The sequence below is a fragment of the Paenibacillus sp. FSL H7-0942 genome (assembly GCF_045040715.1).
In the GTDB taxonomy this organism is placed as follows: Bacteria; Bacillota; Bacilli; order Paenibacillales; family Paenibacillaceae; genus Paenibacillus; species Paenibacillus amylolyticus.
In genome coordinates this window covers 6,088,102-6,110,458 of sequence record NZ_CP150279.1, presented here as the reverse complement: position 1 = coordinate 6,110,458, position 22,357 = coordinate 6,088,102, and the positions used below count along the sequence as shown (strand labels likewise).

4 protein-coding genes are annotated in these 22,357 nt (G+C 54.1%); all 4 read left to right on the top strand.

What is annotated here, in order from left to right; genetic code table 11:
* The first annotated feature begins 300 nt into the window (after positions 1–300).
* Complete coding sequence (locus MHI48_RS26770; RefSeq protein WP_405144741.1) at positions 301–15,309, top strand: amino acid adenylation domain-containing protein; 15,009 nt, start codon at positions 301–303, stop codon at positions 15,307–15,309.
* 152 nt (positions 15,310–15,461) lie between these two features.
* Positions 15,462–18,740 (top strand): non-ribosomal peptide synthetase, encoded by a 3,279-nt coding sequence (locus tag MHI48_RS26765; protein WP_036668146.1) that lies wholly within the window; start codon positions 15,462–15,464, stop codon positions 18,738–18,740.
* A complete protein-coding gene (locus MHI48_RS26760; protein WP_036668145.1) occupies positions 18,730–20,556 on the top strand; it encodes an ABC transporter ATP-binding protein in 1,827 nt (608 codons plus the stop codon). Before MHI48_RS26765 ends, MHI48_RS26760 begins: the two co-directional genes overlap by 11 nt.
* The gene (locus tag MHI48_RS26755; protein ID WP_405142249.1) at positions 20,553–22,286 is read left to right on the top strand and encodes an ABC transporter ATP-binding protein; all 1,734 of its coding nucleotides are present in this window, start codon (positions 20,553–20,555) and stop codon (positions 22,284–22,286) included. The genes MHI48_RS26760 and MHI48_RS26755 overlap by 4 nt, the downstream gene beginning before the upstream one ends.
* The last annotated feature ends 71 nt before the right edge of the window (positions 22,287–22,357 follow it).

Sequence of the window (22,357 nt, the reverse complement as noted above, 5' to 3'; positions counted from 1 at the left end):
GACAGGAGAAACATTCCTTGTCGTCTATCCCCAAATCCAATTCCGAACCCCAAGTTAAACCAAATCCCGTCTTCGGGTGGCTCGTCCGCAGCAATCTTATTGAAGCAGAGGAGTCCGAAGTAGCCGCATCTCTTGCGTAGAACGATGTTTGTTGTCCTCTACGCATGGGAGCCGAGCGGTACAGCTGCTAGGCAGAGGATTGCCGTATGCGATCAACCGGGCAATCCAAGCGGTGACATGGCGTAAGCCATTGATATTGTTGTCAGATGTTTGAAAAGGAGTGAAGCGTTGCTTCGGCATATGCTCTGCCGGATTGCTTTTACCGATGAAGAGAGGGGAACGATCCAGATGGCTTTTGAAAAAGAAACGTTGTTTTGGAACGAAAAATTCGGTAGTGACGATTATACCTTGACGCGGTTGCCTTACAGCAAAGCTCCAAACTCCCTGGTGCCCAATGTGAAAACCGTTGGCGGATCGCTTTCGGAGGAAGCGGCGCAGCGGGTCCTTCAAATGAGCAAGGGTGCTCCGCTGGCTGCTTTTATGATTTTGCTCGCAGGTGTTCAGGCACTCTTGCATAAATATACAGGTGCTTCAGACATTCTGGTTGGCATGCCGGTTGTGCCGAAAAAGGGGGAGACGCGTCGATCCGTTAATCATACGGTCATTTTGAAAAACTCGCTTTCGGTGGGGGCAACTTTTAAGACGCTTCTGAGCGAACTGAGGACTTCCTTGCCGGAAGCCATTCAGCATCAACATATTCCGTTCTTGAAAATGACGGAGAAGCTGGATCTGCAATATGCAGAAGGGATACCCTTCGTCCATACGCTAGTATCCCTTAAGGAGTTGCATCTGGACGAAATTGGGCAAAACGTGGTCACGGACTGTTCCTTTGAATTCAGTTTAGCCGGCGGGACGATACAGCTAGCGCTGTCATATAACGAGCACTTATATGACTCCGAGTTCATGAATCGGGTCGTCGGCCATCTGAATCGCCTACTGTCCGTGGGGCTTCATGAGTTGGAGCTGGACATCGTACGAGCGGACATGCTGTCGGAGGACGAAAAATATCAATTAATACAAAGCTTCAACGATACCGAGAAGGACTATCCTCGTGATCGGACGATTCATCAACTTGTGGAGGAGCAAGCGAAGCGTGTGCCCGAGGCGACGGCGGTTGTCTTTGAGGGGCAGCGGCTTTCATACGCAGAGTTGAACGAACGGGCGAACCAGCTGGCGCGTACGCTACGATCGGTCGGTGTGCTGCCCAATCAGTTGGTAGGCTTGATGGTTAGGAGATCGCTGGAGACGGTCATTGGCATTTTGGCGGTTCTGAAAGCTGGCGGTGCCTACGTGCCGATCGACCCGGAGTACCCGGAAGAACGTATTCGCTACATTCTGGAGAACTCGAACGCGCAGCTGCTGCTGACTCAAAGAGAGCTGTTACAGCAAGTCCCGTTCGAAGGGACCGTATTGGCGCTAGATGACAAGCAGGCCTATAGCGACGATGGCTCGAACCTGGAGGCGGCCAGTGGTCCACATGATCTTGCTTATGTCATTTATACGTCAGGTACAACGGGCAAACCCAAAGGGGTCATGCTGGAGCATCGTGGTTTGGTCAGCTTGAAGTTGATGTTCGCAGACAGGCTGGGCATTACGGAGCATGACCGGATCGTTCAATTTGCGAGCTTGTCCTTCGACGCATCCTGCTGGGAAGTGTTCAAAGCACTCTATTTTGGCGCGGCTTTGTACATCCCGACGGCCGAGACAATTCTCGACACACGTCTGTTCGAGAGTTATATGAACGAGCATGCGATTACGGCGGCGATTTTGCCTCCGACTTACAGCGCTCATTTGAACCCGGACCGTCTTCCCAGCTTAACAAAGCTTGTAACGGGAGGTTCGGCGGTATCGGCCGAATTCGTGCAGCAGTGGAAATCGAAGGTTCACTATTTCAATGCTTACGGCCCTACCGAAGCTTCGATTGTTACGACGCTTTGGGATGCGGATGAGCAGCAGCCGGAGCGTAGAGTCATTCCGATTGGGCGCCCGCTGTCTAATCATCAGATTTTTATTTTGGATGCCCACCTGCAACTTGTGCCTCCAGGAGTGGACGGCGAGCTGTGCGTTGCAGGCGTGGGGCTTGCGAGAGGTTACCTGAACCAGCCGGAGCTGACGGCAGAGAAATTTGTGGAACATCCGTTTGCGCCGGGAGAACGCCTTTACCGGACAGGAGATCTCGCCCGCTGGCTGCCGGACGGTAATATGGAGTATTTGGGCCGGATCGACCATCAGGTGAAAATCCGTGGATTCCGAATCGAGGTCGGTGAGATTGAAGAGCAACTTCTGAAGATCGACTCGGTGCAGGAGACGATTGTGATTGCGCGGGAAGGCAAAAGTGGGCAAGAACTGTGCGCTTACCTGGTGGCTAGTCTCCCTCTTACGCTCGGCGAGCTGAGAAGCGCGCTGGCGCAAAAATTGCCGAATTACATGATTCCGGCACATTTTGTTCAGCTTCCGCAGATGCCGCTCACCCCGAACGACAAAATCGACCGCAAGGCTTTGCCTGCCCCGGAAGGAAACGCACTGACCGGCGGCGAGTACGTAGCTCCACGCAATGAAGCCGAGCGGACGCTTGCCGATGTGTGGCAGGCGGTATTGAACGCCGATCGCGTTGGGGTAACGGATCATTTCTTCGAGCTGGGCGGAGATTCGATCAAGTCCATTCAAGTATCTTCGCGGCTTCATCAAGCCGGGTACAGGCTGGAAATCCGGGATTTGTTCAAATATCCGACGATCTCACAGCTTAGCCTGCATGTGATACCGATCGGACGTACCATTGATCAAGGCGAAATTACGGGTGAAACGGCGCTGACGCCGATTCAGCATTGGTTTTTCGAGAGCTCCTTTGCGGACCCGCATCATTTCAACCAGTCGGTGATGCTGTACCGGAAGGAACGCTTCGACGAAGAGATGGTACGTCAGGTGCTGCAAAAGCTGGCCGAGCATCATGATGCCTTACGGATGGTGTTCCGCAAAACGGAACAAGGGTTTAGCGCACGGACCCGCGCGATTCAGGAAGACGAGATGTTCACGCTGGACGTGTTCGACTTCAAAGATGCGGAGAATCCCACGCAGACTGTGGAAGCGAAGGCAACGGACATTCAAGCGGGCATCGATCTGGAGAACGGGCCCCTCATGAAGGCGGGACTGTTCCAGTGCGCGGACGGTGATCATTTGCTGCTCGGGGTTCATCATGCTGTGGTAGATGGCGTGTCTTGGCGCATTTTAATGGAGGATTTCGCTCTAGGTTACGAGCAGACTGGCAAAAGCGAAGAAATTCGTTTCCCGGCGAAAACAGATGCGTACCGCACTTGGTCCGAGCAGTTGGCTGCTTACGCGCAAAGCCCGGAGATGGAGAAGGAACGGGCCTATTGGCAGGCCGTGGATCAAATGGAGGTTCCGGCCGTGCCGAAGGATATGGAGGCGGACGTTACGACGCAGCAGGACAGCGAATCGCTGTTTGTCCGTTTGGCTCCCGAAGAAACGGAGTTGCTACTGAAGCGGGTTCACCGTGCCTTCAACACCGAAATGAATGATATTTTGGTAACGGCGCTCGGCATAGCCTTACGCAAATGGACGGGGCACGAACGGGTGCGGATCAATCTCGAAGGACACGGACGTGAATCGATCGGAACGGATATCGACATCACGCGTACAGTTGGCTGGTTTACGACCAAGTTTCCGGTCGTCCTAGAGCCGGAAACTGACCGGGATTTGACCTATCAGATTAAACAGGTCAAGGAAAACTTGCGCCGCATTCCGAACAAGGGGCTTGGGTACGGCATATGCCGCTATCTTTCGAAATCGGAGGAAGGCTTGGTTTGGGGCGCAGAGCCGGAAATTAATTTTAACTACCTCGGCCAGTTCGACGATGATGTCAACCAGGGCGAGATCGGCATATCTTCTTATTCCAGTGGCAGCCCGGCTAGCGACCGGCAGGCCCGCAGCTTTGTGCTGGATATCAACGGTATGGTGCTGGACGGTGCTTTATCGCTCGATCTCAGCTACAGCCGGAAGCAGTATCGGAAGGAAACGATGGAAGCCTTCGCTCAGCGGCTTGAGCAAAGTCTCCGAGAGCTCATTACCCACTGCGCAGGCAAAGAGAACACCGAAATGACGCCAAGCGACGTGCAATTTAAAGGCTTGACCATCACAGAATTGGAGCAAATCGCCCAGCGCTCGAGTCATCTCGGGGAAATCGAAAATATTTACTCGCTGACGCCGATGCAAAAGGGTATGTGGTTCCACAGCGCGCTTGACCGGCAAACGGCAGCTTACTTTGAGCAGACGCGGTTTACGATGCGGGGAGCGCTCGACGTCCAGCTTTTTGAGAGGAGCTGGATGGAGCTTGCAAAACGTCATCTGGTGCTACGGGCGAATTTTGTGAATGGACCAGCGGGCGAGCCGCTGCAAATCATATACCACGATAAGCCAGTCGGCTTTGAATATGAAGAGCTGCTTCATTTGCAGGTACATGAGAAACAAGCTTACTTGGATGAAAAGGCCGAAGAGGACAAGCTTCGTGGCTTCGACATGGAACATGATGCGCTCGTTCGGTTTACGATTCTGCGCACTGAAGAGCAAAGTTATCACGTTCTGTGGAGTTTCCAGCATATTTTAATGGACGGCTGGTGCCTGGCTCAACTGACGCAGGAGTTGTTTGAGATATACTCGGCCCTGACCTCTGGGAAGCAGCCAGCGGGAGGTAAAGGATCGGATTATGGCGATTATATCGAATGGTTGGAGAAACAGGACGATCAGGCGGCATCCGGCTATTGGACAGCGTTCCTGGCAGGCTACGAAGGGCAAACCGTACTTCCGGGGCAAAAGGAACCAGCGCCGAGCGGCAGATTTACAGCTGATCACGTCACCGCCGAACTAGGCAAGGACTTGAGCAAACGGATGGACCTGGTGGCGAAACAGCACCTAGTTACAGTCAATACGCTGTTGCAAGCCGTTTGGGGCGTAATGCTGCAAAAATATAACGGAACAAACGATGCCGTATTCGGCAGTGTCGTTGCCGGAAGACCGGCGGAAATCCCGGGCATTGAGTCTATGATCGGGCTGTTCATCAATACGGTGCCGGTCCGCGTCAATAGCGAAGTGGACACCGTGTTCGCCGACCTGATGGCGAAGCTCCAAGAGCGGGCGCTGGATTCCGGGCGTTATGATTACTATCCGCTGTATGAAATTCAAGCTCGTAGCGTGCAAAAGCAGAATCTGATCAACCATATCATCGCTTTCGAGAACTATCCGGTGGACGAGCAGATGGAGCAGGCGGGGGACCAGCAGCACGGCGGCCTGACAATTGCTGACGTTCAGATGGAGGAGCAGACGAACTATAACTTCAACGTGACTGTGATGCCGGGAACCGAGATCGAAATTCGATTCGACTTTAACGCCGAAGTGTTCGATAAAGACAGCATCGAGCGGCTCAAGGGGCATCTCGTGCATCTGCTGGAGCAGGTAACGGATAACCCGGAAATTACCGTGGGCGAGCTGGAACTTGTGACGGAGGCAGAAAAGGCCGACCTTCTCGGACGTTTTAACGACACCACGACGGAATTTCCGCGCGGGCAGACGCTCATTCAATTGTTCGAAGAGCAGGCGGAGTACATCCCGGATGCAGCCGCCATCTCCATGAATGAGCAAGAGATGACTTACCGGGAGCTGAACGAACGTGTCAACCGCCTTGCCCGTACCTTGCGCAACCAGGGGATATCCCAAGGGCGTCTGGTCGCCATTATGGCTGAGCGTTCCATCGAAATGGTTATAGGTATACTGGCAGCACACAAAGCCGGAGCCGCTTACGTACCGATTGACCCGGAATATCCAGAGGAGCGTATCCGTTTCTTGATAGAGGATTCAGGAGCGCAGGTCATGCTGACACAAAGCCGCTTGCGCGAGCGACTGGCGGGTTTGGACTCGTTGATCTTACTGGATGAAGAGTCCTTCTATCACGAGGACGGAACAAACCTAAATCCAGGGATTGAAGCGACAGATCTGGCCTGCGTGATATATACGTCAGGCACGACGGGCAAGCCGAAAGGAAACCTTGTTTCGCACCGCAACATCGTGCGCGTTGTGCAAAATACAAATTATATCGACATCACCAATCGCGATCATGTCCTCCAGCTTTCGAGCTATTCGTTCGACGGAGCGATTTTCGATATTTTTGGTGCTTTGACCAACGGGGCGCGGCTGGTGCTGGTTCCCCGCGAGACGTTGCTGGAAATTGGTCTACTGGCGGATCTCATCCAGCGCCAGCGCATATCGGTCATGTTTATTACGACGGCGTTCTTCAACGTGCTTGTAGATGTGAATGTCAATTGTTTTCGGGATGTCCGGGCGATTTTGTTTGGAGGAGAGCGTGTCTCGGTTGGTCATGTACGTAAAGCACTCGCCCATCTTGGAGCGGGTAGGCTCAACCATGTATACGGACCGACGGAAAGCACGATATTTACCACGTACCTTCCGGTCGACTTCGTTGATGAGTCGGCGCTTACCGTTCCTATCGGACGACCAATCAGCAATACGACGGTGTATATCGTCGACAGCCGGAATAAGCTGCTGCCGATCGGCGTGGTCGGGGAGCTATGTGTCGGCGGAGAAGGTTTGGTACGGGGCTACAATAACCGGCCGGAACTGACGGCGGAGAAATTTGTGCACAATCCTTTTACGTCAGGAGAGCGCATGTACCGGACGGGGGATTTGGCGAAATGGCTACCGGACGGCACGATTGAATATGTGGGACGAACGGACGACCAAGTGAAAATCCGTGGCTTCCGCATAGAGCTGGGCGAGATCGAAACTCAGCTTCAGAAAGTGGAGGGAATTCGGAAAACGACAGTATTTGCGCGGGAAAACGTGTCCGGGGAAAAGCAGCTTTGCGCCTATTATGAAGCGGACTGTGAGCTTCCGGCGGCCGAGCTGAAGAGCGTGCTGTCTCAGGAACTGCCGGCCTATATGATCCCGACGTACCTGATCCAGTTGGAGCGTCTCCCGCTGACGACGAATGGCAAGGTTGACCGCCGCTCCCTCCCGGCACCTGAGGAGAGCTTGCAACCGGGCGAAGGACATACTCCGCCTCGGACTCCGCTCGAAGCCAGCTTGGCTGAAATATGGAAAAGTGTGCTTGGATTGGAGCACATCGGGGTTCATGACAACTTCTTTGACTTGGGCGGCCATTCCCTGCGGGCAACGACACTGGTGAGCAAGGTGCATCAGGAGTTGAACGTCGAGTTGCCTCTGCGCGACGTATTCCGCTACTCAACGATCGAACAGATGGCTCTCGCCCTCTCCCGGATTGAACAGCAGTTGTTCTCGGCGATTCCGATGGCAGATGAAAGAGCGTATTATCCACTTTCCTCAGCTCAGAAGCGGTTGTTTATCCTGAATCAGCTGGAAGGAGCCGATCAGAGCTACAACATGCCGGGTGTGCTGCTGCTCGAAGGATCGATTGATCATAGCCTGCTGGAGAAAGCTTTCCGCGGACTGATCCAACGTCATGAAACGTTGAGAACCGGATTTGAGGTCGTGCAAGGCGAAGCGGTACAGCGTATTTACGAGAGCGTTGATTTTTCCGTCGTGTGGCGACATGCGAACGAGGAAGAAGCATCTGCAGTCGTGCAGGCTTTTATCCGACCTTTCGACTTGGCGAAGCCACCGCTGCTGCGTGCCGAGCTCGTAGAGCTGGCCGCCGATCGTTATTTACTGATGTTTGACATGCACCATATCATCTCCGACGGGGTTTCGATGGACGTGTTCGTTGAGGAACTCGTTCGTCTGTATGGCGGTGAGTCATTAGAGCCTTTGCACATTCAGTACAAGGACTATGCAGTATGGCAGCAATCGGACGAGCAAAAAATTCAATTGAAACGCGAGGAAGCTTACTGGCTGGACCGTTACCGGGGCGAGATGCCGGTTCTGGAAATGCCAACGGACTATCCGCGTCCTGCTGTACAGAGCTATGAGGGACATACGCTGACGTCCTTCGTGGACGAGGCAACGAACGAAGGCTTGAAACAGCTGGCCGCTCAAAGAGGAACGACGCTATATATGGTGTTGCTTGCCGCATATACCGTGCTTTTGCATAAATACACAGGTCAGGACGATTTGATCGTCGGAACGTCGATTGCGGGCAGAACGCACGGCGACACGCAGCCTTTGATCGGAATGTTCGTCAACACGCTGGCGATCCGCAATTATCCGGCTTCGGAGAAGACCTTCCTGTCGTATTTGGAAGAAGTGAAAGAAACGACTTTAGGCGCTTACGAGCATCAGAATTATCCGTTCGAAGAACTCGTCGATAAAGTACAGGTTAGCCGGGATTTGAGCCGCAACCCGCTGTTTGACACGATGTTCTCCCTGCAAAACCTGGAGGAGTCAGAGTTTGAGCTGGAAGGGCTGAAATTGTCCCCGTACCCTAGCGAATATGGTATGGCCAAGTTCGACCTGAGTGTGGATGTTACGGAAGAAAATGGCGGACTGGAGTGCAACTTTGAATTCGCAACGGCTCTTTATAAAGAAAGCACGATCCGGCGGCTGTCGATTCATTTTGGACATTTGCTTGCGGCGATCGTAAGCCATCCGAATGCGAAGATTGCCGAGTTGGACTTGTTGACAGCAGATGAAAAAGAGAAGATTCTCGGCGCGTTTCACCCGATGCAATCGGAAGTGGCTCCTGTGGCCGCGTTTCACCGACTGTTTGAGGAACAGGCGGAGAGCACTCCGGAAGCGGAAGCCGTTGTATACGAGAACGATCGGCTGACGTATGCGGAGCTGAACGTACGGGCGAACGGCTTAGCGGCCACACTGCGCGCAAGTGGAATCGGCCGGGAGGAGATTGTTGGCATTCTCGCCGAGCGCTCGGTGGACCTGCTGGTGGCCGTGCTGGCCGTCTGGAAAGCAGGCGGGGCATATGTACCGCTTGACCCGGATTATCCGGCGGACCGCGTGCGGTTTATGCTTGAAGACAGCGGAGCGAAGGTGCTGCTGACACAAACGCTGCTGAGAGAGCGTGCTGAAGCCTGGCTCAGCCAAGAGGAACTGGCACTTGCAAAGGTGTTGTACCTCGACGACGAAATGTCATACAGCGAAAACCGGGAGAATGCACCGCTTGGCTCCAGCATGGTTTCCGGTAAAGTCTCCGGCGAGCTGACGGGTGCTGTGAACAGCGATGATCCGAGTCATCTGAAGGTTGCTGGCTTGGACAGCTTCCATGAAGCTCGTCCTGAGGACCTAGCGTACGTGATCTACACGTCGGGGACAACAGGCAAGCCGAAGGGTGTAATGATTGAGCACCGCAGCTTGGTGAACACGGCAGCGGGCTACCGGCGGGAATACCGGTTGGATCAGTTCCCAGTCCGGCTACTGCAACTCGCCAGCTTCTCGTTTGACGTGTTCGTGGGTGATATCGCACGCACGTTGTATAACGGAGGCACCATGGTCATTGTACCGAAGGATGATCGGATTGATCCGTCTCGCCTTCACCACTGGATAGAGCGGGAGCAAGTGACGATCTTTGAATCAACACCAGCACTGATCGTACCGTTTATGGAATACGTGCACGAGCAAGGGCTGGAGTTGAGTGGGATGGAGCTGCTCATCACAAGCTCGGACAGCTGCAGTGTGGCGGATTACCGGACCTTGCAGGAGCGTTTTGGCTCATCGTTCCGCATTATTAACGCCTACGGCGTGACGGAAGCGGCAATTGACTCCAGTTTCTATGACGAAGAATTGAAGGAGCTGCCGCAGACAGGCCATGTGCCGATTGGCAAAGCGTGGCTGAATGCGAATTTCTACATCGTGGATGCACAACTGAACCCAGTACCGGTCGGTGTGTTGGGCGAGCTGGTTATCGGCGGAGTCGGGGTAGCGCGCGGGTATTTGAACCGTCCAGAGCTGACGGAAGAGAAGTTTGTAGACAGTCCCTTCACCGCTGGTGAGCGGCTGTACCGCACAGGAGACTTGGCGCGGTGGATGGAGGACGGCAACGTGGACTTCATCGGCCGAATCGACAACCAGGCGAAAATCCGGGGCTACCGGATCGAGACGGGTGAGATCGAGTCACAGTTGCTGCGGGTGGAAGGTGTGCGCGAAGCGGTGGTGCTGGTTCGAAGTGATGCGAACGGTCAGAAGGCGCTGTGTGCGTATTACACGCCGGATACCGGTGCGAAGCTGTTGGTGAACGATCTGCGCAGTGCCCTGGCACAGGAGTTGCCGGGTTACATGATCCCGTCGTACTTCGTGGAGCTGGAGCGTCTACCTTTGACACCGAACGGAAAGATAGACCGGAAGGTGCTGCCAGCGCCGAAAGGGGAAGCGGAAAGCGGAACGGAGTACGTCGCACCGCGCAATGAGCTGGAAACGAAGCTGGCGGCGATTTGGCAGGAGGTGCTGGGGCTTGCGAAGGAGATTGGTGTTCACGACAACTTCTTCGACATCGGTGGCCACTCCCTGCGCGCGACAACGTTGGTCAGCAAGATTCATAAAGAGTTGAACGTGGATCTGCCACTGCGCGACGTGTTCCGCCATTCCACGATCGAGAGCATGGCTACCGCTATTTCTCGGCTGGATCAGCAGATATTTGTTTCCATTCCGGTGACGGATGGCCGAGAGGTGTACCCGCAATCTTTTGCTCAAAAACGTCTCTTTATTCTGAATCAGCTGGAAGTTGCGGAGCTTAGCTACAACATGCCGGAAGCGATGCTGCTGGAGGGTGCTTTGGACCGGGCAAGGTTCGAAGAAACGTTCCGTAAGCTCGTGGCGCGGCATGAAATGTTGCGCACCGGGTTTGAAATGGTGGATGGAGAAGCATCACAGCGGGTTTACCAGGACGTGAATTTTGCGGTGGAGTTCTATCAAGCGGATGAGCAAGAGGTCGAAGCGGTGGTTCACGGTTTCGTCCGTCCGTTTGACTTGGCTAAGCCACCGCTGTTGAGGGTAGGCCTTGTTGAGCTGGCTCCGGAACGCCATATTCTGATGTACGACATGCATCATATTATTTCTGACGGCGTTTCAATGGAAATCTTTGTTGAAGAATTCGTACGTTTGTATGGTGGAGAGCAATTGGAGCCGCTACGCATTCAGTACAAAGACTACACCGTTTGGCAGCATTCGCAGGAACGGCTTCAGCATCAGGGGGCGTATTGGCTGGACATGTTCCAGGGCGAGCTTCCGGTGCTGGAAATGCCGACCGACTATCCACGTCCGGCTGTACAGAGCTACGAAGGTCAAACGCTGGAGTTTTCCTTCGACGCTTCAAAAACCGGCGGCCTGAAACAGCTGGCTTCGGAAACGGGCACGACGCTGTTTATGGTGCTGCTTGCGGCGTATAACGTGCTTTTGCATAAATATTCAGGTCAGGAAGACGTAATCGTTGGTACGCCGATTGCCGGAAGGAATCATGGAGATGTGCAGCCGTTGATCGGGATTTTCCTAAACACGCTGGCGATTCGCAGTTATCCGTCTTCGGAGAAAACATTCCTGTCATATCTGAACGAAGTCAAAGAAACAACTCTGCGTGCCTTTGAGCATCAGAACTATCCGTTTGAACAATTGGTGGACAAGGTGCAAGTCACCCGTGATTTAAGCCGCAATCCGCTCTTCGACACGATGTTTACGATGCAGAATACGGAGAACGAGCAATTTGAGCTGGAAGGGCTTCGCCTGATTCCTTATCCGAGCGTACTTGATACTGCGAAGTTTGATATCAGCTTGGATGTGGGCGAGGAGAACGGCGGCTTGGATTACAGCTTTGAATATGCGACAGCTCTTTACAAAAGGGAGACGATTGAACGGCTGGCAAAACATTACGAGCAGTTGCTCCTGACAATTGTAAACCGTCCAGATGCGAAGATTGCCGAGCTGAACTTGCTGACAGCAGAGGAAAAAGAACAAGTTCTCAATGCGTTTAATCCAGCGCAGCTAGAAGCGGCTCCTGCGGCTACGTTCCACCGTCTGTTTGAGAAACAGGCAGAGTGTACGCCGGAAGCGGAGGCCGTTGTGTATGAAAATAACCGCCTAACGTATGTGGAGCTGAACGAGCGAGCGAACCGCTTAGCGGTCACGCTGCGTGCAAATGGCATCGGCCGGGAGTCAATCGTTGGCATTCTCGCCGAGCGTTCGGTGGACTTGCTGGTGGCCGTGATGGCCGTCTGGAAAGCCGGCGGGGCGTATGTACCCCTCGACCCGGATTATCCGTCGGACCGCGTGCGGTTTATGCTCGAAGACAGCGGAGCGAAGGTACTGTTGACACAAACGCCGCTGCGAGAACGTGCCGAGGCCTGGCTCCGCGAAGAGGAGCTGGCGCTGATGTCGGTGCTGTACCTCGACGACGAAGCGTCGTACAGCGAAGATCGGGCAAATGCCCCGATGTGCTTTGATCAAGGCTCCTGCATGGCTTCCAGCCGGGACTCTGGCAAACTAACGGGGGCTGTGAACAGTGCGGATCGGAACCATCTGGATGTTGTCGATGATGTTGATTTTGATGTTGTTGGCATGGACAGCTTCCATGAAGCCCGCCCAGAGGATCTGGCGTACGTGATCTACACATCGGGAACGACGGGCAAGCCAAAAGGTGTGATGATCGAGCACGGCAGCCTGGTGAACACGGCAGCGGGTTACCGGCGGGAATACCGGTTGGATCAGTTTCCGGTAAGGCTGTTGCAGCTCGCGAGCTTCTCGTTTGACGTGTTTGTGGGCGATATCGCGCGGACGTTGTACAACGGAGGCACGATGGTGATTGTACCGAAGGACGACCGGATCGATCCGTCTCGTCTGCACTACTGGATAGAGCGGGAGCAAGTGACGATCTTTGAATCAACACCGGCGCTGATCGTGCCGTTTATGGAATACGTACATGAACAGGGGTTGGAGTTCAGCGGGATGGAGCTGTTGATTACAAGCTCGGACAGCTGCAGTGTGGCGGATTACCGAACCTTGCAGGAACGCTTCAGCTCGTCGTTCCGCATCATTAACGCTTACGGTGTGACGGAAGCGGCGATCGACTCCAGTTTCTATGACGAACCGCTGATGAAGCTGCCGCAGACAGGCCATGTGCCGATCGGCAAAGCGTGGCTGAATGCGAAATTTCACATCGTGGACGCACATCTGAATCCCGTACCAGTCGGCGTGCTGGGCGAACTGGTCATCGGCGGCGTCAGCGTGGCGCGTGGGTACTTGAACCGACCGGAGCTGACGGAAGAGAAGTTCGTAGACAGTCCGTTCGCTGTGGGCGAGCGGTTGTACCGCACGGGAGATTTGGCGCGGTGGATGGAGGACGGCAACGTGGACTTCATCGGCCGGATCGACAACCAAGCGAAAATCCGGGGCTACCGGATTGAGACGGGAGAGATCGAGTCGCAGCTGTTGCGGGTGGAAGGTGTGTGCGAAGCGGTGGTGCTGGTTCGAAATGACGCGAACGGGCAGAAGGCGCTATGTGCGTATTACACGCCGGATACCGGAGCGAAGCTGGCAGTGAACGATCTGCGCAGCGCGCTGGCACAGGAGCTGCCGGGTTACATGATCCCGTCGTACTTCGTGGAGCTAGAGCATCTGCCTCTGACACCGAACGGGAAAATAGACCGGAGGGCGCTGCCAGCGCCGGAAGGGGAAGCGGGAAGTGGAACGGAGTATGTCGCACCGCGCAATGAGCTGGAAATGAAGCTGGCGGTGATTTGGCAGGAGGTACTGGGGCTTGCGAAGCAGATTGGCGTTCACGACAACTTCTTCGACATCGGCGGTCACTCCCTGCGGGCGACGTCACTGGCAGGCAAGGTATTTAAGGAACTAAACGTCAACCTCCCGCTGCGCGACGTATTCCGCCACTCAACGATTGCGGCGATGGCCGAGGCGATCGCCCGGATGGAACGGCGGGAGCATGAGGCCATTCCTCAAGCGGAGCAGAGAGAGTATTACCCTCTGTCCTCCGCGCAGAAACGGCTGTTCATTCAGCACACGCTGGATGGAGCAGATCAGCTTTACAACATGCCGGAACTGGTGCAGGTGGAAGGTGAGTTTGATTTAGACCGGTTGGAAGCCGCCTTGCGGAAATTGATAACACGGCATGAATCGCTGCGCACCGGTTTTGAAATGATGAAGGGCGAAGTGGTTCAGCGGATATACCCACAGGTCGATTTTGCTATCGAGCACCATCAAGCGGATACAGAGGATTCAGATCAAATCGAGCAGATCGTCCGCAACTTCGTTCGTCCGTTTGATCTCGGCCAACCGCCGCTGCTGCGCGCCGGGGTCATCGAGTTGGAGCCGCACCTGCGTATTCTCCTTTTCGATATGCACCATATCGTGTCCGACGGTGTATCAATGGAGATTGTGATGGAGGAGTTCTCGAGTTTCTACGCCGGAGAACAGCTGCCACCCCTGCGCATTCATTACAAGGATTATGCCGTTTGGCAGCAGTCGAAGGCCCACCGAGAGCGAATCGGGCGGCAGGAAGCGTACTGGCTGCAAACCTTCGAAGGCGAGCTGCCCACGGCGGACCTGCCGATGGATTACGAACGGTCTGCCGTTCGTAGCTACGAAGGCGCGCATGTGGAGTTCGACGTCGAAGCTTCTCTCTCTGCGCGGTTGCGCGAATTGGCTGCCGAGTGTGAAAGCACACTGTTCATGGTGCTGCTTGCGGCCTATACTGTGTTGCTGTCCAAGTACAGCGGTCAGGAGGACTTGATCGTGGGCACCCCGGTGGCTGGAAGAACTAACGCCGATTTGGAGCCGGTCATCGGCATGTTTGTTAATACGCTGGCGCTCCGCAATCGCCCAGCGGGTAACAAAACGTTCCTGTCCTACCTGGAAGAAGTGAAGGAAACGGCTTTGGGTGCTTTTGAGAACCAGGATTATCCATTCGAGGATCTCGTGGAGCGTTTGAATGTGAAGCGGGAGCCGGGCCGATTCCCGTTGTTCGATGCCGTTTTCGACTTGCAAAATATCGAAGAACGAGACGCCGAACTGGAAGGGGTCAGCCTGAAGAATTACGAGCTTGACCATTTGGAAGAAGCGAAGTTTGATCTGACGCTGTTTATGTATGAAAACGAAGGGGCGTTGAGCGGGGGCTTTTTCTACGCCACCAAGCTGTTCAAAGAAACGATGATCCGCACCTTGACTGAGGATTACCCGCGGGTACTGTCTCAAATTGCGGAAAATCCACAACTCGAGCTAAGCCGAATTGAATGTCATAAACCGGCGGCAGGCGCAAAGAGTGCTGTTGATACGATCGAATTCGCATTCTAATGTTACAAGCGCGCTTCCGTCATCAAGCGACAGCGCGTGTATCCCAAGGAAGACGCGAACAACATGCAAGCCCGTAAACGCGCAGGTCGAAAGCAAGCCTTTCCAGACCTGCGTCGGGGTATGCGGTCACTTCATTTTTAGGGGAGGTACGAATGAAATCTTTATTTGAAAAGGAAGAACGGTACTGGAGCGGCAAGTTTGACGCAGATGATAGCCTGAGCTTCCTTCCATACAGTCAATCCTCCAAATTATCTGTGGGTGGCGAAGCTGCGGCAGAGCCGGACTTGCTTCACCGTACTCTGCCGAGCGAACTCTCGGAGAGAATCATTGGTCTCGCCAGCGGTTCGGATTTGGCTCTGTACATGATTGTTTTGGCAGGAGTTAAAAGCCTGCTGTTCAAATATACCGGGCGGGACCAAGTGCTGGTCGGCATGCCTTCGTATAGCGCAGACCAGGGCGAGACGCCGCCGCATGACATCTTGGTGATCAAGACATCGGTAAGCAGCCAGACTACGCTGAAAACGCTGCTTGGGGGCATCAAAGGCTCCATCGGCGAGGCGCTGGAGCATCAGCACCTGCCTTTTCGAAAAATGGTGGAGCCGCTCCATCTGAACTATACGGGGCATGGCCTCCCGGTCGTCAACACCATCGCATCCTTCGCCCCGATTCATCCTGGACCGCTGGGTAACCGTGTGGCGGCTGATACCGTTTTTCGCTTCGACCGCCAAAACGACTCCATCAAGCTGGAAATAAGCTTTGACGGACAGCGGTACGAGCGGGCATTTATGGAGCAGGCGGCCGACCATCTTGTTCGGTTGCTGTCCATGCTTTTATTTCAGCCGGATCTGGAGCTTGGACAAGTCGATATGCTGTTCCCAGTCGAGAGGGAGATGCTGCTCAAGGGATTTAATGACACCGAAACCGAGTTCGAGCGGGGGAAAACGATTCATGGCTTGTTCGAAGAACAGGCGGAGCATCGCCCGGATAACGTGGCCGTCGTCATGAACGAGCGGCAATTGACCTACCGCGAGCTGAACGAGCGATCCAACCGCCTTGCGCGGAAGCTGCGGGAAAAAGGAGTAGAAGCAGACCAGCTGGTAGCAATTCTGGTCGAACGCTCGCTTGATATGGTCGTCGGCATTCTGGCAATTCTTAAAGCGGGCGGAGCCTTCGTGCCTGTCGATCCCGACTACCCGGAGGAGCGCATCCGCTTCATGATCGAGGATTCAGGCACACCGTTATTGCTGATTCAAAAACATCTGCACGAGAAGACCGACTTTGAAGGAACACGCCTTGAATTAGACGATTTTGTTTGGGGCGATAGCGGGGCGGAATCCACTGGTGTGCTGGATGCTTCGAATCTGGAGCCGGCCAGCGGTCCGAATGATCTGGCTTATGTCATCTATACATCAGGTACGACGGGCAAACCCAAAGGGGTCATGCTGGAGCATCGTGGTTTGGTCAGTTTAAAGCTGATGTTCGCGGACAGGCTGGGCATCACGGAGCATGACCGGATCGTTCAATTCGCCAGCCTGTCATTCGACGCGTCCTGCTGGGAAGTGTTCAAAGCGCTCTATTTTGGCGCGACTTTGTACATCCCGACGGCCGAGACGATTCTCGACAACCGCCTGTTCGAGAGTTATATGAACGAGCATGCGATTACGGCGGCGATTTTGCCTCCGACGTACAGCGCATATTTGAACCCGGACCGCCTTCCCAGCTTAACGAAGCTTGTAACGGGAGGTTCGGCGGTATCGGCCGAATTTGTGCAGCAGTGGAAGGAGAAGGTCCACTATTTCAATGCTTACGGGCCTACCGAAGCTTCGATTGTTACGACGCTTTGGGATGCGGTTGAGCAGCAGCCGGAGCGCAGAGTTATTCCGATCGGGCGCCCGCTGTCCAATCACCGGATTTTCATTTTGGATGCCCACCTGCAGCTTGTGCCTCCTGGAGTGGACGGAGAGCTGTGCGTGGCAGGCGTGGGGCTTGCGAGAGGTTACCTGAACCAACCGGAGCTGACGGCAGAGAAATTTGTGGAACATCCGTTTGCGCCGGGAGAACGCCTTTACCGGACGGGAGATCTCGCCCGCTGGCTGTCGGACGGCAACATCGAATACCGGGGGCGGATCGATCATCAGGTGAAAATCCGCGGCTACCGGATCGAAATCGGCGAGATTGAAGAGCAGCTGCTGAAGATCGCCGCCATGCAAGAAACGGCGGTGCTCGCCCGCGACGACGCAAACGGCCATAAGCAGCTTGTTGCTTATTACGTTGCGGAAACGAGGCTGGCGGCGCATGAACTCAAGGAGCAGCTCGCCAAGCAGCTTCCAGGATATATGATTCCTTCGTACCTCGTGCAGCTTTCGCGGATGCCGCTGACTCCGAACGGGAAAATCGACCGCAAAGCGCTACCCGCGCCAGAGGAAGCCGCCACTGGAAGAACGGAATATGTCGCGCCGAGAACGCTGCTCGAGATGAAGATTGTCCGTGTTTGGCAGGATACACTTGGCATTCCACAGGTTGGCGTAAAGGATAACTTTTTTGAGCTGGGAGGCAATTCCTTAAGTCTGATTAGGCTCGTTCAAGCCGTTTACGATGAAACGGGCATCGAGATACCGCTGAATCGCCAATTCCATCATGTAACCGTTGAAGCCATGGCTTTTGGAGAGGAAGATCTGGGTCTGGATAAAGGGGGAGACTCCTTCATTAAGCTAAATAAAACAGGGGATCTGAACGTGTTCTGCTTCCCTCCAGGCAGCGGCTTCGGCATCGGTTACCGAGAGCTTGCAAGCAGACTAGACGGCCGATTCGTGCTTTACGGCATTGATTTTATCGACGATGTCATCGATTACGAGGCCATGCTGAACCGTTATGTGGATGAGATTGTTCGTATCCAGCCTGAAGGACCCTACGTGTTGCTCGGTTACTGCTTCGGAGGCAACCTGACGTTCGAGGTAGCCAAATCGATGGAAAGAAGAGGGTACTCCGTAACGGACATGCTCATGGTGGACTCGTGGATTAAGGACACACTCACACCTTATGAAACGTCTGAGAAAGAGCTTGAAGAGATGCTTGCGGATTTCGACGAAGAAGAGAAGGAATTAATGAGCAATCCGCTCGTGCGGGAGCGTGTTCATCGGAAGATCAAAGCCACATTGACGTACGAAGCGCAGCTTATTAATTCAGGAACGATAACTGCCCGGATTTACGAACTGATTGCGAAGGACAGTGAAGCGTTCCGCCTGGAGCACCAGTTGCCGTCTTGGCAGAGGGCAACGACGCAAGCTTACGCCGATTACCGGCTGGAGGGCGCACACGAGGAGTTACTGGAACTCGCGCGCGTGGACGAAACGGCCGTTGTCATCCGTGACATCTTAGTGCAAATCAAGCAGCAGATCGAAGCGGAGGCAGGGGTCCTGCATGGGAGCTGACCGGCAGACGTCTGTTCAAGGACAAGGCACAGCGGCGCCTTCCAAGCGCCGAACCGCTTATGCCACCTGGAAAGCGTTCCGCTGGCTGATGTCCTATGTAAGCCGTCACAAAGGCTGGATGATCGTCGGTATCCTGTCCGCAATTGCCGCCGCGGTTATTGAGATATGGACGGGACGTTTGGTCGAGCAGCTGACCACACAGGCCGAGAATGGGGCGGGGCCTATCGTTCTGCAGATCGTGTACACGGTCTTTGTGGTCATCTTGATCGGTGTGCCGGCGAAGTTTTTCATGAGCTTTGGTGTGGAGCGAAGCAGTGCCTCTGCGGTGCAGGATATCCGCAACCATGTCATGCGTCATATCGGCAAACTCCCGGTCCCCTATTTGGAAAAGCAGCACTCCGGCGACGTGTTGTCGCGGATCAACAACGATCTGCAGCTCATCCAGCAATTTATGATTCGGGACCTCGCCCAGTGGTTTTATCATCCGCTATTATTTATCGGCTGTTTCGCTTATTTGATGTATCTCCAATGGGAGCTGATGCTGTACAGCCTGCTGTTATTTCCCGTAGCACTGCTGGTTTCCCAATGGATCGGCAAGCAGTTGGAACAGTTGACGGAGGAAGCCCAGGCGAACATGGGCCGAATGAACGTCAACCTCCAGGATACGCTTGGGGGGATGCCTATTGTAAAAAGCTACCTGCTATCCGGTATGTTATCTCGCTCCTACCAAGTGCTGTTGCAATTGACAGCTCAAAAAAAGCTGGCCGTGAAAAAGCGGGAAGCCTGGGTCAACCCGCTGCTTTCTACGCTGATGATTAGCCCGATCATTTTCGCCGTCAGTTACGGAAGCTATTTGATCTACAACGGGCAGCTAGGCGCGGGAGAACTGATCGCCTTCCTGTACTTGCTTAATCTGTGTCTGGAGCCGCTGGAGCATATTCCCGAGCTCATAACGCGCACGTTCGAAATGACCGGTGCCCTGAGAAGGGTCTCCGAAATCGTCGAGCAGCCGACCGAAACGGAAAATGGCCGTTTGCTTCCAAAAGCAAGCGCCGCCCCCATCCAGTTTCAGAACGTAACCTTCGGGTATGAAGAGAGTTCCCCGATCCTGCGGAATGTTAGCTTCTCGGTGCCAGAAGGCAAGACGATTGCACTTGTCGGAGCGAGCGGCGGAGGGAAGAGTACGGTGTTTAAGCTGGTATGCGGCTTTTATCCACTTCCGGAGGATCAGGGCGAGATCCGCGTGTTCGGAAGCCTGATCCACGGTGCAGATCCGGAGCAGCTTCGGTCGCATTTTTCCGTGGTAACCCAAGATTCATATTTGTTTAGCGGTACGATCGCCGAAAATATCGGCTATGGGCGGGAAGAAGCGTCGATGGACGAGATTATCGAAGCCGCCAAAGCCGCTCAGGCTCATTCTTTCATTATGCAGCTTGAGGACGGTTACCAGACGTATGTCGGAGAGCGCGGCGGGTTTTTGTCCGGTGGGCAACGCCAGCGCATTGCAATGGCTCGGGCGTTTCTGAAGGATGCTCCCGTTCTGTTGTTGGACGAGCCCACATCGGCACTTGATCCGGAGTCGGAAAGCGCGGTTCAGGAAGCGTTGGGCGTATTGATGAAGAAGAGAACGACCATGGTTATTGCCCACCGGCTCTCTACGGTACAAAACGTCGATGAAATTTGGGTTATGGAACAAGGAAGTATTGTCGAAAAGGGCACTCATGAACAATTGCTCGAGAGGAAGGGACTGTACGCCCAGTCGTATTACCAGGAGTTTACCGAGTCTGCCGAACGCAGGGAGGTGTCGTACACATGAAAAAGGGCGGAAGGCTATCACAAGTGAAAGAACTCGGCTACTTGCTGACGTTTATGAACCGCAAGCGCAAAAACCAGTACGCGATTGGCCTTGCTGTAACGGCGCTCACCCAGACATTGTTTCTGATCGCCTTCAGCTTGGTCGTACATAACTTGGTTGATTTCGCCGTGTCCCGAGATACGTCCCTGATGGTAGAAGCTTTTGTTATTTTGGGCGCGGCCCTGTTCCTGGAAAATATAATTTCTCCCTGGTTCATTTACTTATACCAGCGCAGTGTCGAGCTGACTGTGCTGAATATCCGCAAACGTCTTTATGACAAGCTGTGCCGGGTGCGGCCGAGATTCCTGGAGCAGAACCATCATGGGGACTTGCTGTCGCGAGTGAACAACGATGTAACGACCGTTGAGTTTACATTCTCGCAGGTTTACTTCGTTTTGCTGCTTCAAGTTGTCTTCTGCATCGGCTCCATTGTCTCTATGGCGGTGATCGATTGGCGGTTTGCTGGCGTATCCTTCGTCATTCTGCTGCTGTCTTCTCTGGTCAGCCTGAAATTTGCACGGGATATCCGCGCTTTGTCCGAGCAAGGCTTGCGTACGCTCGGTAAAATGACCGAAAAATTTAAAGATTTTATGGGCGGCATTCAAATTGTGAAGCTGTTTCGCATCCGCACGATTTACGGCCAGTACGAGGCGTTGAACGAGCAAATGACGCAAACGCTTCGGCAAACGGCGAAAAAGAACGGTATGCAGGCTGCGGTGAACCATTTTATCAGCTATGTCACGTTCTGCGGCATCATCGTCATCGGCAGTCTTCTTTATGCTTACGGATTGATGGGAATGGGAAGTGTCGCCGCTCTGGCAGTTTTGCAAGTGAATCTGACGCACGCCTTGTTGAACCTGGGGATGGTTCTGTCGATGACCCAAAATTCGCTCGCGGGCGCTCACCGGATTCAAGAGGTACTAAGTGAGGAAGAGGAACCGGAGCGTTTGGGATCTTCTCGTAGCGAGCTTGTATCGGAGGCTGCGGTGGAGTTTCGCGATGTGGAATTTTCCTATCAGGCGGATAAAAAGGTACTTGTCGACATGTCCATGCAAGTGTTTCCTGGTCAGGTGGCTGCGATTGTAGGAGCCAGCGGCAGCGGTAAAAGTACGCTGATTAAGCTGTTGCTCGGCTTTTATCCTGTGGACAGCGGAAATATCCTGCTTCAGGGTAAACCTTTCGGCCATTACACGCTGGAAGAAATCCGCAGGCAGATTGCATACGTTCCGCAGGAACCGTTTTTGTTTACCGGCACGATTGAGGAAAATATCCGCTATGGCAACCCGGATGCAACGGATGAAGAAGTGGTGGAAGCGGCCAAAGCGGCGTACGCTCACCATTTTATTCAGGAACTTCCTGAACAGTATAAAACGCCGGTGGGAGAGAGGGGAGCGTCATTGTCAGGTGGACAAAGGCAGCGAATTGCGATCGCCCGGGCGATTCTCAAAAACGCCCCGATTCTACTGCTGGACGAAGCGACTTCTGCATTGGATAACGAATCCCAGCATTGGGTACAGCAAGCTCTGAACGTATTGATGAAGGGGCGCACCACCATTCTGATTGCCCACCGTCTCAGCACTGTGGAACATGCGGATTTGATTACGGTCATGAATCAAGGAACGGTCGTGGAACGGGGCCGCCATCAGGAACTGCTGGCGCTCGGAGGTTACTACGCGCGGCTGTACGGCTAGACTCGCTTTTCGGCGGGCGGCTTCCTGCTGATATTCAGGTATAAAGCCTATCTACAAACAATCTCTAATAC

Coding starts and splice junctions, on each gene's coding strand:
- MHI48_RS26770 (WP_405144741.1), top strand. CDS start 301: ATGCTCTGCCGGATTGCTTTTACCGATGAAGAGAGGGGAACGATCCAG.
- MHI48_RS26765 (WP_036668146.1), top strand. CDS start 15,462: ATGAAATCTTTATTTGAAAAGGAAGAACGGTACTGGAGCGGCAAGTTT.
- MHI48_RS26760 (WP_036668145.1), top strand. CDS start 18,730: ATGGGAGCTGACCGGCAGACGTCTGTTCAAGGACAAGGCACAGCGGCG.
- MHI48_RS26755 (WP_405142249.1), top strand. CDS start 20,553: ATGAAAAAGGGCGGAAGGCTATCACAAGTGAAAGAACTCGGCTACTTG.